Source organism: Tardiphaga sp. 709, from assembly GCF_032401055.1.
GTDB lineage: Bacteria > Pseudomonadota > Alphaproteobacteria > Rhizobiales > Xanthobacteraceae > Tardiphaga.
In genome coordinates, this window is sequence record NZ_CP135529.1 from 4,767,128 (window position 1) to 4,782,594 (window position 15,467).

General features: G+C 62.3%; 15 protein-coding genes. 12 read left to right on the forward strand and 3 right to left on the reverse strand.

Annotated features, from left to right (window positions below; all coding sequences use genetic code 11):
• The first annotated feature begins 163 nt into the window (after positions 1-163).
• Together RSO67_RS23135 and RSO67_RS23140 are read left to right on the forward strand one after the other, a co-directional pair.
• A complete protein-coding gene (locus tag RSO67_RS23135) occupies positions 164-1,363 on the forward strand; it encodes a multidrug effflux MFS transporter (RefSeq protein WP_315840739.1) in 1,200 nt (399 codons plus the stop codon).
• A 49-nt stretch (positions 1,364-1,412) separates the two neighbouring features.
• Complete coding sequence (locus RSO67_RS23140) at positions 1,413-1,886, forward strand: DUF1772 domain-containing protein (protein ID WP_410001771.1); 474 nt, start codon at positions 1,413-1,415, stop codon at positions 1,884-1,886.
• Positions 1,887-1,916: 30 nt separating this feature from the next.
• On the opposite strand, the gene RSO67_RS23145 is transcribed toward RSO67_RS23140, so the two are convergent.
• The 3 genes from RSO67_RS23145 to RSO67_RS23155 form a co-directional block, all read right to left on the reverse strand.
• Complete coding sequence (locus RSO67_RS23145; protein WP_315840741.1) at positions 1,917-4,166, reverse strand: TonB-dependent siderophore receptor; 2,250 nt, start codon at positions 4,164-4,166, stop codon at positions 1,917-1,919.
• A 180-nt stretch (positions 4,167-4,346) separates the two neighbouring features.
• Positions 4,347-5,144, reverse strand: a complete 798-nt coding sequence (locus RSO67_RS23150) for an SDR family oxidoreductase (protein WP_315840742.1) — start codon at positions 5,142-5,144, stop codon at positions 4,347-4,349.
• 96 nt (positions 5,145-5,240) lie between these two features.
• Positions 5,241-7,436: a TonB-dependent siderophore receptor gene (locus tag RSO67_RS23155; protein WP_315840743.1), complete on the reverse strand. Its 2,196-nt coding sequence runs from the start codon at positions 7,434-7,436 to the stop codon at positions 5,241-5,243.
• Positions 7,437-7,767: 331 nt separating this feature from the next.
• Here RSO67_RS23155 and RSO67_RS23160 point away from each other — a divergent pair, with 331 nt between their 5' ends.
• The 10 genes from RSO67_RS23160 to tolB all read left to right on the forward strand — a co-directional run bounded on the left by RSO67_RS23160 (position 7,768) and on the right by tolB (position 15,338).
• Positions 7,768-8,415, forward strand: coding sequence for a glutathione S-transferase family protein (locus tag RSO67_RS23160; protein ID WP_315840744.1), 648 nt, complete (start codon positions 7,768-7,770; stop codon positions 8,413-8,415).
• A 5-nt stretch (positions 8,416-8,420) separates the two neighbouring features.
• A complete protein-coding gene (locus tag RSO67_RS23165; protein ID WP_315840745.1) occupies positions 8,421-8,786 on the forward strand; it encodes a nuclear transport factor 2 family protein in 366 nt (121 codons plus the stop codon).
• A gap of 131 nt (positions 8,787-8,917) precedes the next feature.
• A complete protein-coding gene (locus RSO67_RS23170) occupies positions 8,918-9,334 on the forward strand; it encodes a YciI family protein (RefSeq protein ID WP_315840746.1) in 417 nt (138 codons plus the stop codon).
• Between the two features lie 27 nt (positions 9,335-9,361).
• A complete protein-coding gene (locus RSO67_RS23175; protein WP_315840747.1) occupies positions 9,362-9,787 on the forward strand; it encodes a YciI family protein in 426 nt (141 codons plus the stop codon).
• A 163-nt stretch (positions 9,788-9,950) separates the two neighbouring features.
• Positions 9,951-10,655, forward strand: a complete 705-nt coding sequence (locus tag RSO67_RS23180) for a TetR/AcrR family transcriptional regulator (protein ID WP_315840748.1) — start codon at positions 9,951-9,953, stop codon at positions 10,653-10,655.
• 107 nt (positions 10,656-10,762) lie between these two features.
• Positions 10,763-11,242, forward strand: coding sequence for a DUF2852 domain-containing protein (locus RSO67_RS23185; RefSeq protein ID WP_068733781.1), 480 nt, complete (start codon positions 10,763-10,765; stop codon positions 11,240-11,242).
• Between the two features lie 388 nt (positions 11,243-11,630).
• The gene (gene tolQ, locus RSO67_RS23190) at positions 11,631-12,344 is read left to right on the forward strand and encodes a protein TolQ (protein WP_068733549.1); all 714 of its coding nucleotides are present in this window, start codon (positions 11,631-11,633) and stop codon (positions 12,342-12,344) included.
• Between the two features lie 37 nt (positions 12,345-12,381).
• Complete coding sequence (locus RSO67_RS23195; protein WP_093759405.1) at positions 12,382-12,855, forward strand: biopolymer transporter ExbD; 474 nt, start codon at positions 12,382-12,384, stop codon at positions 12,853-12,855.
• A gap of 52 nt (positions 12,856-12,907) precedes the next feature.
• A complete protein-coding gene (gene tolA, locus RSO67_RS23200; protein WP_315840749.1) occupies positions 12,908-13,936 on the forward strand; it encodes a cell envelope integrity protein TolA in 1,029 nt (342 codons plus the stop codon).
• Positions 13,937-14,012: 76 nt separating this feature from the next.
• Positions 14,013-15,338 (forward strand): Tol-Pal system beta propeller repeat protein TolB, encoded by a 1,326-nt coding sequence (gene tolB, locus RSO67_RS23205; RefSeq protein ID WP_068733785.1) that lies wholly within the window; start codon positions 14,013-14,015, stop codon positions 15,336-15,338.
• Positions 15,339-15,467 lie beyond the last annotated feature (129 nt).

The window sequence follows — 15,467 nt, forward strand, 5'->3', positions numbered from 1 at the left end:
TTACAGCGCGATCCGATAAATCATGGTTGTGGGTGCGCCATGCCTTGCCCCTCATCCCACCCTTCTCCCCGCCTAGCGAAGTTTCGCTTCGCACGGGTGCGGGGAGAAGGAGCGCGCAGTCCGCGCGTCACTGCCCAGATTCTGAAAAGAAAAAGATTTCCCCATGTCCGCCTTTACCCGCAACGCCATCGTGCTCGGCCTACTCTCCGCCGTCGGCCCCTTCGCTATCGACATGTATCTGCCGGCGCTGCCGGCGATCACCGCCGATCTGCACACCACGACCTCGGCAACGCAGATGACGCTGATCGCGTTCTTCATTGCTTTCGGCCTGTGCCAGATCGCCTATGGTCCGCTGTCCGACGTCTATGGCCGCAAGGCGCCGCTCTATGCGGGTCTGACGCTGTTCATCGCCGGGTCGATTGGTTGCGCGCTGGCGCCGGGGGTGGCGTGGTTGATTGCGTTTCGTTTCATTCAGGGCCTCGGCGCCGCCGCCATGGGCGTGATCCCACGCGCGATCATCAGGGATCTGCACACCGGCGTCGAGGCGACGAAACTGATGTCGCTGGTGATGCTGGTATTCTCGGTGTCGCCGATCCTCGCGCCGCTCGGCGGCAGTGCGCTGATCGTGCCGTTCGGCTGGCGCGCAGTGTTCGTCGCAACGACCATTGCAGCCGTCATTGCCCTTGTGCTGGTCGCCTCGCTGCTGCCGGAGACGCGCCCCGCGCATGAGCGCATCTCGGGCAGTGTGCGCAATGTGCTCGGCAGCTTCGGCGAGCTGCTGCGCGACTGGCACTTCCTCGGGCTCACCTTCATCGGCGGCCTCGGCATGGCGAGCTTCTTCGCGTTCCTGGCGACATCGTCCTTTGTCTATATCGGACACTACGGCCTGACCCCGACGCAATACAGCCTGGCTTTCTCGGTCAACGCCATCGGCTTCATCGGCGCCTCGCAATTCGCAGGATATCTCGGCGGGCGCTTCGGTATGGGCCGCGTGGTGATGGCGGCGGTGTCGGCCTATGCGTTTTTCGCAGTCGTGCTGCTGGCGCTCACGCTGGCCGGCTTCAGCAGCCTTGCCGTACTGATTCCGCTGTTGTTCGTGTCCTTCGCCTTCCTTGGTCTGGTGATCCCGTCCACCATGGTGCTGTCGCTGGAGAACCATGGCCCCATCGCCGGCATCGCCTCCGCCCTGGGCGGCACGCTGCAGATGGTCAGTGGCGGCGTGATGATCGGCGTGTCCGGGCTGTTCTTCGACGGCACCTCGCTGCCGATGGTCGCGACCATCGCCTGCACGGCGGTTGGTGCGCTTGCCGTCAGTATCGCCACGCTACGCCCGCGCGAACTTTCGCCGCAGCTCGCGGAGTAGTAAAACTGCTAGGCTGAGCTCCGACAGGGTCGAGGTGAGGATGGGACGTATGTCGTTCGGCCTGACATTCGCGGCAGCGATAGGCTCCGGCCTGATGGCGGGGCTGTTCTTCGTATTCTCGGTGACGGTGATGACCGCGCTCGGCAAGCTGCCAGCCCCGGCCGGTATTGCCGCGATGCAGTCGATCAACAGCACGATCCTCAGTCCGCTGTTCCTCACCGCTTTCATGGGCACGGTCCTGCTCAGCGTCATCATCGCTGTGATCGCGGTGCTGAACTGGTCGCATCCGGCGTCACCCTACCTCGTCACGGGCGCGCTGCTCTATACCGTCGGCACCTTCCTAGTCACCGTCGTCTTCAACGCGCCGCTGAACGACGCGCTCGCAGTCGCGTCCGCCGACAGCGCCGAGGCGGCAAGTCTGTGGACGCGCTATCTGTCGGTCTGGACCGGCTGGAACCACGTGCGCACGGCGGCATCCATCGGCGCGCTGGCCTTTTTTATGCTGGGGCTCCGCGTTCTCTAGAGCGTTTTCGAGCGAAGCGGGTGCCGGGCCTCAGAATCGATAGGTCGCGGTGCTCAGCAGCGTGCGGCCCATGCCGTAGAAGCAATCGCCGAACGACAGACAGGTGGCGATGTTGCGGGTATCGGCAATATTGGTCGCATTGAACTGCAGCCGCCACGGGCCATTGTCCCAGCGTATCATGGCATCAAACAGCGTGTAGTCGGGCGTGCGCAGCACGTCGATGCCGTCCCAGGACTCGCCGATATAACGCACGCCGGCGCCGACGGTAACGTCAGGCAGGCCGAGCGAGGCCAGGCGATATTTGCCCCACAATGAGGCCTGCTGCTGCGGCACGCTGGCGACGCGCTTGCCGGCATTGTCACCGGACTCGATCCGCGCGTCGGTATAGGCATAGGCGCCGATCAGGTCGAGATTGGGTGTGACGCTGGTCAACACTTCCAGTTCGGCGCCTTTGATCCGCACCTGGCCGGTCTGGATCGAGAAGATCGGATTGGATGGGTCGCCCGACAGCCGGTTCTTCTCGGTGGTGTCGTAAAATCCGACATTGATCGCTGTGCCGGCGAACAGATTGTACTTGACGCCGACCTCATACTGCTCGCCGCGCACCGGCTTGCAGAACGTGGCGCAGGTGCCGGCGCCGAAAATCGGATTGAACGATTGCGCCCAGGACACATAGGGCGTCACGCCGAACGGCAATTCGTACATCAGCGCGGCGCGGCCGGTGGTGGCCCTGTCGTTCTGCGTGGGCAGCCCCTCGATACTATAGCTGACATAGTCCTGCCGCACGCCGAGCAGCGCGAGCCATGGTCCCAGCCGCATCTGGTCCTGCGCATAGAAGCCGGTCTGGCCCTGCTGTGCCTGCCGATCGTCGGTTAGCGAGGCCGAGAAATTGCTATAGACCGGCGCATACAGATCGAACGGCCGCGGATCGAGGCCGCTGCCGCTGCGGGTTTTCTCGTGCAAGCCGAGATAGTCGATGCCCACCAGCACCTTGTGCGACACCGCGCCAGTCTGCAGCTTGATTTCGGCATTGCTGTCGGAGGTGAAGGCGTCCTTCGCCGCCTGACGGGCGTAGTAGATCCGCTGTACGGTACGCCGGCCGGCGTCGAGGAACGGGTTGGTCGGGTTGGAATACAGGTCCGGATACATGATGGCGTAATCGCCATCGGTGTGACTGTAGCGGAAGCTCTGCTTGATCTTCAGCGCATCGCCGAAGTTCTGCTCGTACAAGCTGGTGATGCCGCCGGTAGTGATGTTGTAGCGATCGTAATTCGGCTCGCCGGCGAAGCGGTTGACCGGGATATAGCCGTTGGGGCCGGGCTTCAGCACGCCCTCGATGGGCAGGAAGGCGCTGAACGAGCTGGAACTGTCCTTCTGGTAGTTGCCGAGCACGGTCCAGGAGATGTCATTGGTCGGGCGCCAGGTCAGCGACGGCGCCAGCAGGATGCGGTCGTTTGGCACGTAGTCGACCTGCGAGTTGGAGTCGCGCAGCACGCCGACGAAGCGATACAGCCACTCGCCATCCTTGGTCAGCTTGCCGGTGGAGTCCATCTGCAATTGCTTGCGGTCGAAGGAGCCATACTGCACGCCGATCTCGTTGCGGGATTCGGCCTGCGGGCGCTTCGACACTTCGTTGAGCACGCCGCCGGTGGACGAGCCGCCATACAGCACTGACGATGGCCCGCGCAGCACTTCGATGCGCTCCACTGCGTAGGGATCGCGGCGCCATTCCAGCACCTGGCTGAGCCGCGAGCCCTGCATGCCGTCGAGATAGCGGCTTGGCTCCTGGCCGCGGATTAACGTGTAGTCGCCGCGGGCATCGCCGCCGAACGGATCGGCGGTCACGCCGGGCACATAGCGCAGGGTTTCCTGGACAGACAGGCCGCCCTGGTCGGTGATGCGATCGGCGGTCACGACCGAGATCGACTGCGGCGTCTCGCGGAGTGGCGTGTCGGTCTTGGTGCCGCCCATGCCGCGATTGGCGAGATAGCCCTGCACCGGCCCGGTGGCAGTTTCCGCGCGAACACCGGCAGCCGCGGTGGCAGCAGCAACCGGCGCATTGTTGCGCGCCGCAGCCTGGCGCGTTGCACGCGCGCGTGCTGTCGATGGGCGGGTCGCGCGCGCACGTGCGGCCGGGCGAATGGGTTGATCCACCACCACGGCTGGCAATGCCGTGCTGCCTTGCGGCGATTGCGCCTGCGATGGCGTCGTGATCAACGCCAGCATCGGCAGCGCCGCTCCGACAAGCCATCCCAGATGAGTGGAAGATTTGAATTTCATTTGCCCGCACCCCATTACCAAGTGATGCAGGCGACTTATCACGCAGCGCCGCGCCCGGAAGACGTCGGGGGCGTCATACATTTAGTCTGGAATTAGTATCTCTCTAAGCTGGCGAAGCTGCGCGATGGATCGGCAGCCGTGCAATCCGGATGATGCTGCGCGTCCGGGCGCTGACCTTCGCTAGCCGTTGATGCCCTCGCGCCGCAACGTCGGCAGGCCAATGCCCGTGGCATCGAAACCGCCGTCGACTGCCAGCATCTGGCCGGTGATGTAGCTCGACCGGTCGCTGCACAGGAAGAAGATCGCGTCCGCGAGTTCGTCCTCGCCGCCGTAACGATTCAGCGGAATCGCATCGTGATAATCGGCGCGGATCGCCGGTGTATGCACGGCCTTGGCCATCGCGGTTTCCACCGGGCCCGGCGCCACCGCATTGACGCGGATGCCGAGCAGCGCGAGCTCGACAGCGGACTGCTTGGTGAAGTGAATGATGCCGGCCTTGCTGGTGCCGTAGGCGACGCGCAGCGTGGACGCGCGCAGTGCGGAGATCGAGGCAATGTTGACGATGGCGCCGCCGCCATGCTCGCGCATCAAGGGAGCCGCCGCCTTGGTGCACAGGAACGGGCCGGTGAGGTTCACGGCCATGATGCGTTCCCATTCCTCCAGCGTCGTCTCGAGCAGGGGCTTGAAATTCGCAATGCCGGCATTGTTGACCAGCGCATCGAGCCGGCCGAAGCGGGCCTGCGTGGCGGCAAAGGCTTTATCCACAGCAGCGGCGTCGGAGACATCCGTATGCAGCGCCAGCGTGTTGTCGGGATCGTTCAGCGCCTTGACGCTGGCGTCGAGCAGCTCGCGTTCGATATCCAGCAGCGCGACACGATAGCCTTCGCCGAGAAAGCGCTTGGCGACCGCAAGGCCGATGCCGCGCGCGGCGCCGGTGACGAGTGCAACCTTGCGAATGTTACCGTCAGCTTTGGTCATATCCTGCCCTGTGTCTTGCTCGTTCAGGGCTGTTTAGAGAACGACAACGACCGGGACAAGCCCGGCCGCGATCTGGGTGTGGCAGGTCTGACCCGCTCAGAATCGGTAGGTCGCTGACCCCAGCACTGTGCGCCCGATGCCATAGAAGCAGTCGCCACGCGCGAGGCAGGTGGCGAGGTGCCGTTTGTCGGCGATGTTGCTGGCGTTGACCTGGAAACGCCAAGGGCCTGTCTCGTATTTGATCATGGCGTCGAACAGCGTGTAGTCCGGCGTGCGGAGCGTATCCGTGCCGTCCCAGGACTCGCCGATATAACGCACGCCGCCGCCGAGGGTGACGTCGCGCAGACCCAGCGACGTCAAGCGATAGGTGCCCCACAGCGATGCCTGATGATCCGGCACGGTTTCCACATGCTTGCCGACATTGTCGCCGCTTTCAACCTTGGCATCGAGATAGGAGTAGCTGCCAATCAGTCTGAGGTCGGGTGTCACCTGGGTGATGACCTCGAGCTCCACGCCACGGATACGCACCTGTCCGGTCTGGATCGAAGCGATGAAACCATTTGCATCGGGCACGGATCCTGAGGCCAGCCGGTTCTTCTCGACGGTGTCGAAAATAGCGCCGTTGATCGCGGTGCCCGGGAATGGATTGTACTTGAAACCGACCTCGTAGATCTCGCCGCGCTGCGCCTTGCAGATCTCGGCGCAGACATTGGCGCCGAAGATCGGATTGAACGATTGCGCGTAGGTGACGTAGGGATTGAAGCCAACAGGCGTTTCATACATCAGGCCCACGCGGCCCGTTGTGGCCTTGGTGTCTTCGTCGGGGCTGCCTGCGACGCGGTTGCTGACATAGTCCTGTCGAACGCCGACCGTGGCGAGCCAGGGGCCGAGCCGCATCTGGTCCTGCGCGTACAGGCCGAGCTGGCTTTGCCGCACCGCGGGGGTGTCGGACAACACAGGCGCCGTAAGACTGGTGTAGACGGGAGCATAGAGATCGAATGGTGTTGGATCAAAGCCACCGCCTGAACGTGTGCGCTGGTTCAGGTCGCGATAGTCGAGGCCGAACAGCATCTTGTGCGAAACAGGTCCGGTCAGCAGCTTGAGCTGGACATTGTTGTCCATGGTCAGGCTGTCCTTGGCCACTTCCTGGCTGGAGATGTAGCGCGCCACCGTTCGGTGCTCGGGATCCAGAAACGGATTCGAGGGATTTGAGTAGGAATCCGGGTAGGCTGTCCGATAGATGCCTTCGACATGCGTGAAGCGCAGGTTCTGGGTGATTTTCACGGCATCGTTGAAGCTGTGTTCGAACAGGCTGCTGAAAGCACCGGTCTCGGTCTGGTATTTGTCGTAGCCGGGATAGCTCGCGAAGCGATTCACCGGAATGAAGCCGTTCGGCCCCGCGAACAGCGTGCCTTCATGCGGCAGGAACGCCGTAGAGCTGCCGCTCGTGTCCTTCTGATAGGTGCCGAGCACAGTCCAGTTGGTGTTGTTGGTCGGCCGCCAGGTCAGCGACGGTGCCAGCACGATGCGGTCGTCCTTAGTGAAGTCGGTCTGCATGTTGCTGTCGCGGAAGACGCCGACGAAGCGATACAACCACTCGCCATCCTTGGTCAGCTTGCCGGTCGTATCGATCTGCACCTGCTTGCGGTTGAAGCTGCCAAATTGAACGCCGATCTCGCTCGCCGCTTCCGCCTGCGGGCGCTTCGAGATCAGGTTGATCAGGCCCGCCGTGGACGTGTCGCCGTACAGTACGGACGCCGGTCCGCGCATCACCTCGATGCGCTCGGCCGTATAGGGATCGGGCCGCCATTCGTTGAACCGATAGGCGTCCGCCGCGCGCGTGCCGTCGAGATAGATATTGGGGTCCTGACCACGGATGCGCGGATAGTCGCCGCGTGAGTCCACACCGTAGGCGTCGGCGAAGACGCCCGGGATATAGCGCAGGGCATCCTGAACACTCGTCGCGCCCTGATCGGCCATGCGATCGGTCGTGACCACCGTGATCGACTGCGGCGTCTCGCGCAGCGGCGTGTCGGTTTTCATGCCGGTGGTGCTCTGCCCGGCGAGATAGCCCCGCACAGGGCCGGTGCCGGATTCAAAGGCTGCGGCAGCCGGAGCGGCGGTCGCGGCCGGCGCCGTCGGCCCCCGCGCTGCAGTTCGACGGCTGGCGGCGGAGCGCGCCGCCTGCGACCGCTGCGGACGTGCTGGCGTGGCACGCGGTTTGGCCTGTTCGACAACGACGGGCGGAAGCTGGCTCTGCGCCTGCGCCGGAGCTTCGATCGCGAAGGTCATAAGAACTGCGACAGACGCTCCGAAGAGTCGCTGTGAGGTTTGGGAAATGGCCACGCTTACGCTCCTTAGCTAATTTTCAGCTAAGTCGGTAACGCGCGCGTGAGGCAGTGTGAACGGCAAACAACCGTTTCCACAGGTTGCCAGCTTAGTATCGTTCTACTTTTCGAGCTCTGAATATGTCCAAGGCCCGTATGGAAGGATTTTGGCTCCTCTGTCGCGAAAATGGGCCGATACCTGTCGGAACGTGTAGGGCTCATTCGTCCTTGGTCGACATCATTCGCCAGGCTCATGCAGCGGCGATGTATTTCATCCATCCCGACTGGAGGTTCCCTTGTCCCTCACACTGCATTTCCATCCGCTGTCGTCCTACTGCTGGAAGACGTTGGTCGCTCTGTACGAGAACGACACGCCGTTTACGCCGCATATGGTCAATCTCGGCGACGAGGCCGAGCGCGCGGCGCTGTTGAAACTGTGGCCGATCGGAAAATTCCCCGTGCTGCAGGACGATGCGCGCGGCGCGATCGTCCCGGAGTCCTCCATCGTCATCGAATATCTCGACCGGCATTTCCCCGGCCGCACCAGTTTCATCCCCGACGGCAATCTCGGCCTGCAAACGCGGCTGCGCGATCGCTTTTACGATCTCTATGTGCACACGCCGACCCAGAAAATCGTCGGCGACCGTCTGGTGCCGGCCGACAAGAAGGATCCGCACGGCGTCGCCATGGCGCGGGCGCAGCTCACCACCTCCTACGGCATGATCGACAAGCAGATGGCGACGAACGCGTGGGCAATGGGCACAGCGTTCACGCTCGCCGACTGTGCAGCTGCGCCGGCGCTCTACTACGCGAACAAGGCGCACCCGTTCGGAGACGCACATCGCAACGTCTCGGCCTATCTGGGCCGGCTGCTGGCGCGTCCATCATTCGCACGGGTGGTGAAGCAGGCGGAGCCGTACGCGCACATGTTTCCGCGGGAGTGAGCATCATGAGTGCCGACAAGGCCGGGATCATTCGAGACCTGTTTGCAGCCTATCTGCGCAATGACCGCAAGGCCGTCGAAGATGCGTTTACGGACGACTTCACCTTTACGAGCCCGTTCGACGACGGGATCGACAAGGTGACCTATTTCGCCCGCTGCTGGCGTGTCGCCGACTGGATCGCGCAGCATGATCTTGAGCGTATCGCGGTCGATGGCGATGTGGCTTTCGTGACCTATCGCTGCCTAGCCAAGGACGGCAAGAGCTTTCGCAACACCGAAGTCTTCGGCTTCGACGGCGATCTCATCCGGTCGATCGATGTGTATTTCGGCGCGACATACAGGAATGGGGTATTTCAGAAGAAGGTGTCGTAAGGTCGCATGACCCCGGAAATAATGTCGAAAGAGATGTCGGTCTGCCAAAAGCTCATTCGTCATTCTGGCAGAGCCGGGTTGTGGCGGGCAATGAATTCCAGTCCGGTCGATGACGTAAACGGGAGAGACAAATGCGTTTCATGGTGATCGTGCATGCAAACAAGGACACCGAAGCCGGCGTGATGCCGACGACGGAACTGCTGACCGCGATGGGCAAGTTCAATGAGGAGATGTGCAATGCCGGCGTGATGCAGGCCGGCGAGGGGCTACACCCGACGTCGAAAGGCGCGCGGATCGCCTTTACCGGCAGTGAGCCGGTGGTGAAGCAGGGGCCGTTCGATGTGACGCGCGATCTGATCGCCGGTTTCTGGCTGATCGACGTTGCCTCGAAGGACGAGGCGATCGCGTGGATGAAGCGCGCGCCATTTGCGGCCGGCGACGAGATCGAGATCCGTCAAGTGTTTGCGGCCGAGGATTTCGGCGACGCCCTCACACCCGAATTGCGCGAGAAGGAAGAGCGCCTGCGCGCGCAAGCCGCCAGGAAATAAGCGACGAGATCAACGAGGACCACGACCATGCGATTCATGATGCTGATGATCCCCAGTGGCTATGAGACTGCGGCGCCGGGCACCGTGCCGGAGGACGTCGAGCGCGTCGCCGCGATGATGGCCTATAACAAGGCGCTGATGGATGCCGGTGTGCTCATCACCTGCGACGGACTGCACCCGCCATCGATGGGCGCGCGGGTGTCCTTTCCATCCGGCAAGCCGGTGGTGACCGACGGGCCGTTCGCGGAATCCAAGGAAGTGCTCGGCGGCTACTGGATGATCGACGTCGCCTCGCGCGATGAGGCCATCGCCTGGGCCAGTCGCTGCCCGGCGACGCCCAACGAGGTGATCGAGGTCCGCCAGGTGCAGGAAATGGCCGATTATCCGGAGGACGTGCAGGCTGTCGCCTCGGGATTTGAGGCGATGCAGACCACCGCGAAGCGGCTCGGCTGAGGCAAAATCACTGCGACGGGCATGAAACGGTCGTGTCGCAACACGGCCGCATGCCTGCCGCAGGATTTTCGCATGCGGCGGGCGTTGATTTGTTGAGGGAATTTGCGCCGGTCACACCGTTTTGGTGTGACCTTTTGGCCCGGCTCATGTTAAAGCCCTTCACATGAGCTGGCGCAAAGACAGCCGCGGCGAGCGCGGTTATCACCACGGAAATCTGAAAGAGGCCCTGCTGCAGGCGGCGCTGGGGCTGATTGCGGAGAAGGGGCCTGCGGGCTTCACCTTCGCCGATGCCGCGCGCACGGCCGGCGTCAGCGCGGCCGCGCCCTATCGCCATTTCCGCGATCGCGACGACCTCCTCGCCAGCATCGCGCAGCGTGGCTTCGAGCAGTTCGAACTGGTGCTGACGGCGGCGTGGGACGATGGCCGGCCGAATACGGTCACGGCCTTCGAGCGGATCGGCAAGGCGTATCTCGCTTTCGCCCGCACTGAACCGGCCTTCTATTCGGCGATGTTCGAATCCGGAATCCCCGTAGATTCCAGTCCTGAACTGGCCGCGGCGGGAGAACGTGCCTTCGGTGTGATCCGTGCGGCGGCAGAACGTTTGGCCGCCTTGACGCCGCCCGGTGTGACGCGTCCGCCGGCGATGATGATGGCGCTGCATATCTGGTCGCTGGCGCACGGCGTGGCCTCGCTGTTCGGCCGCGGCGATGCCGCGCGGCGCAAATTGCCGATGTCGCCGGACGACCTGCTGGAGGCCGGTGCGCTGATTTATTTGCGCGGGCTGGGCTTTCCAACCGACCAAAACGTCCACAAGTCCGACACATCCACGGCGCCCAAATCGGGTCCTTGGGGAATCGCCCCAAAATAATTCGCAGCGCTCCCCTTGCGGTCGCCTTGACAAAATCCGGCCGTGAGCTACGTATGTAAATGTTATTTACATTCACAAGCGGCATGGTGCCGCTGATGGAGAGGAAAATGGCCAACGCTGCAGATTACAATCGATGGGGTCCGCCCGCCGATGATCGGGTGTCCTACCAGATGCGCTCACCATGGCACATCATACTGATCGTGCTGGGTTTTATCGTCTGGTGGCCGGTTGGCCTCGCACTTCTCTTCTTCACACTCGGGAGCAGAAAAATGGGTTGCTGGGATCGTAACGGCCGTTTTGAGAACAAGATGGAGCGGATGCAGTACAAGATGGAGCGCATGCGCAACCGCATGGAGCGCTCAGGCTTCGGATCGGGCTTCGGCTTCGGCCCGCCGACCTCGGGCAACCGCGCCTTCGACGAATATCGCGTCGAAACCCTGCGCCGCCTCGAGGAAGAACAGCACGAGTTCAAGAACTTCCTCGATCGTCTGCGTCACGCCAAGGACAAGGAAGAGTTCGACCAGTTCATGGCGCAGCACCGCCCAAAGCCGACCCCGCCATCGGATAACAATCAGCCGCAGGGCTAACAGCCCGGAACTGATAGGCGTCAGGCGGTAGCGCCCCCTTCGCCCGATGCCGACATCGCCGCCCGTCTGATCTTTCAGGCGGGCGGTTTTGCTTTGTCACGGGCCCTTCACGAACAAGCGAATACCGCTTCATTTCTCGGCCAAAACACGCTTTGGTAACTCCGCATTAACCATGACTGGCGTCTGGTAAAAGCCGCAGAAACGCGTGCAAGCCCTTGTTTTGACATGTTGGCAGGGAATTTAGGGCCCGGCTTCGGACAAGCCCTCCATGCGACACAACAAGAACATTGCACTGGCGTTCCGCGCCGCGCGCGATGCGTGGCCGCGACACCAGCGATGAGCAAGTCGCTGGCAAATTGAGGATTTTTGCGTTGAGAGGATACCGTTCATGAACCCGGCCGATGTGGCGCAGTCAGCCCTGCCGCTGGCTTCATCCGACGTTTCGCTGATCGCGCTGTTCCTGCAGGCCCACTGGATCGTGAAAGCGGTCATGCTGGGACTGCTGGGCTGTTCGGTGTGGGTCTGGGCGATCGCGATCGACAAGATGTTCCTGTATTCGCGCACACGCCGCGCCATGGACCGGTTCGAGCAGGCGTTCTGGTCCGGCGAGTCCATCGAGGATTTGTACCGCGCGCTCTCTGCCAAGCCGACGCAGTCGATGGCGGCTTGTTTCGTCGCCGCGATGCGCGAGTGGAAGCGGTCTTTCGAAAGCCAGGCGCGCTCCTTCACCGGCCTGCAGATGCGCATTGACAAGGTGATGAACGTCTCCATCGCCCGTGAGGTCGAGCGCCTCGAGCGCCGGCTTCTGGTGCTGGCGACGGTCGGTTCGGCCGGCCCCTTCGTCGGCCTGTTCGGCACCGTCTGGGGCATCATGTCGAGCTTCCAGGCGATCGCGGCGTCCAAGAACACATCGCTGGCGGTGGTCGCGCCGGGCATCGCGGAAGCGCTGTTTGCCACGGCCATCGGCCTTATCGCCGCCATCCCGGCGACTATTTTCTACAACAAATTTACGTCAGAAGTGAACAAACAGGCCCAGCGCCTGGAGGGGTTTGCCGACGAGTTTTCAGCGATCCTGTCGCGCCAGATCGACGAGCGCGTCTGATGGGTGACGAATTGAACCTTGAAGTGAGCACCCTGTCATGGGGATGAATATGGGCTCGGGCGGTGGTGGCGGAGGTCGGCGCGGGCGCCGGCGTGCTGCCGTCATGGCCGAGATCAACGTCACGCCGATGGTCGACGTCATGCTCGTGTTGATGATCATCTTCATGGTGTCGGCGCCGCTGATGACCTCGACCATCGATATCGACCTGCCGATCGCGAGCGGCGGCAAGTCGATATCGCAGAATGCTCCGCCGCTCACCGTGTCGGTGAAGCGCACGGGCGGCGGCTGTAATTCGGCGGTCGAAATGTATGTCGGCGACGCCCTGGTGCCGGTGAGTGAGCTCGACGCCAAGATCAAGGCGATCCGGGCGACGCGTTCGGAGACAGACAACACCGTGTTTCTCCGTGGTGACAAGGACGTCTGTTACACGGACATGATGAAATTGCTCGGCACCGTTCGCTCTGCCGGATTCAAGGCCAATATCGTGATCCTGCCGGAGCAGGGGACGTAAGCTCGTGGAACAGCCGGTTGATCTGGGCAGGAGCAGGATTGGAAATCTGATCGTGAAGGTCGACAAGACACTCATCGCATCGGTAGCCCTGCACGTCATCGTGATCGGGTGGGGACTTCTCACGTTCTCTTCCAAGGCATTGGAAGTGATGCCGGAGGATTCCGTCGGCGTCGACATCAGCGTCGAAAGCCAGTCCATGGTCGGTCAAAAGACCGGCAAGAAGGAAAATCCGAAGCCGAAGGTGGAGAAGGTCGCCGAGGCCAAGCCGCCGGTCGAGGATACCGTCGGCAAGATCGACGACAAGAAGCCGCCGGTGATCACGGAGACGGCGCCGAAGGAACAGCCGAAGACTGACGAGAAAGCGGCGGCCGAAGCAGCGAAGGCGGAGGCTGCGGCAAAAGCTGAGGCTGCAGCGAAAGCCGCGGCCGATGCCAAGGCAAAGGCCGAAGCCAAAGCGGCGGCGGTTGCCGACGCCAAGGCAGAGGCTGAAGCGAAGGCCGAGGCTGACGCCAAGGCGCAGGCAGAAGCCAAGGCGAAGGCCGAAGCGCAAGCCAAGGCTAAAGCAGAAGCCAAAGCGAAGGCTGAGGCCAAAGCCAAGGCTGACGCCGATGCGAAGGCCAAGGCCGAAGCAAAGGCTCAGGCGGAAGCCAAGAAAGCCGAACGCGTGTTCGACCAGTCGAAGATCGCGGCGCTGATCGACAAGCGCGATCCGACACGGAATTCGGTGACGGGGTCCGACCTCAATCCGAACGAGGCTCTGGGTTTGGCGAAAGGCAATGCGAGCAACAACGTCGCCACTTGGGGCGCAATGTTCAAGTCGCAGGTCGAGCGCTGCTGGAAGAAGCCCTATGGCGGCATCGAAGCGCAGACGACCGAGTCGATTTTCAGCGTCAAGCTGAAGCGTGACGGGTCGTTGGAAACGACGCCGGTCGCCATCAGCAATCCATCGACGCCGTATTTCCGCGTCTATCAGGAGAGCGCACTGCGTGCGATCATCGAATGTGCGCCGTATAAACTGCCTACGGCGTTTTTTGACGAGTGGAAGTTTTTCGAACCCGTTTTCACCGAACGACGGTCATGAGCACGTCACTCCTGGTGACGATTACGAATACCGAGCAAAGCCCGCAATAATGACCGACAAGAATGGATTGCCCCCGATGTTGTTTCGCCCAAGCCGCCGACAGATCATCACAGGAATGGCGGCGACCGGTCTGCTGATGGGCACCAGTGCGCGAACCGCCTTCGGACAGGCGCGCGTACAGATCACGGAAGGTAATGTCGCGCCGCTGCCCATCGCAATCCCCAATTTCTCCGCTGGCACTGGCGCGGACAATGAGGTGAGCGTCGGCGTTTCGCAGGTCATCACCAACAATCTCAAGCGCAGCGGTCTGTTTGCGCCGATCGATCCGGCGGCCTTTGTCGAGAAGGCCATCAACATCGACGCGCCGCCGAACTTCGTGAACTGGAAGACCGTCAATGCGCAGGCGCTGGTCACTGGCCGCATGACCCGGCAGGGCGATGGTCGCCTGAAGGCCGAATTCCGGCTGTGGGACGTCGCCACCGGTCAGCAACTGGCCGGCCAGCAATATTTCACCTCGCCGGAATACTGGCGTCGTATCGCCCACATCATTTCCGACCAGATCTATGAGCGCCTGACCGGCGAGAAGGGCTATTTCGACAGCCGCGTGGTCTTCGTTGACGAAACGGGCTCCAAGGAGCGCCGCGTCAAGCGACTGGCGCTGATGGATCAGGACGGCGCCAATGTGCGCTACCTGACGCGTGGTGCCGATCTGGTGCTGACGCCGCGGTTCTCGCCGTCGACGCAAGAGATCACCTATATGGAATTCGGCCAGGGTGATCCCAAGGTCTATCTCTTCAATATCGAGACAGGCCAGCGTGAGGTTGTCGGCAACTTTCCGGGCATGTCGTTCTCCCCGCGTTTCTCACCCGATGGCCAGCGTGTCATCATGAGCCTGCAGCAGGGCGGCAATTCGAACCTGTTCGTCATGGATCTGCGGTCGAAGTCGACGACGCGTCTGACTGATACGCCGGCGATCGATACCTCGCCGTCATATTCTCCGGATGGCTCGAAGATCTGCTTCGAATCGGATCGCGGCGGCAAACCGCAAATCTATACGATGGCGGCCACCGGCGGCGGCGCTCAGCGCATCTCGTTCGGCGAAGGCAGCTATTCGACCCCGGTCTGGTCGCCGCGCGGCGACTATATCGCCTTTACCAAGCAGGGTGGTGGTCAGTTCTCGATCGGCATCATGAAGCCCGATGGCTCCGGTGAGCGGCTGCTGACGTCGGGCTATCACAACGAAGGTCCGACCTTCGCGCCGAACGGCCGCGTGATCATGTTCTTCCGCGATACCGGCGGGGGCCCGTCCCTGTTTACGGTCGACGTGTCCGGCCGCAACGAGCTCAAGGTCCCGACGCCTGGCTTCGCGTCCGACCCGGCCTGGTCGCCATTGCTATCGTAAACAAACGATTGGCGGCGACCGGCGGATTACCGGCTATTCCCGGCAAACTTTGCCCACCGCGCTGAAATCACGAGCAGATTTGCTGTTTATGCGAATGCGTAAACAGTTCGCTAACGATGTTCCCTCAGA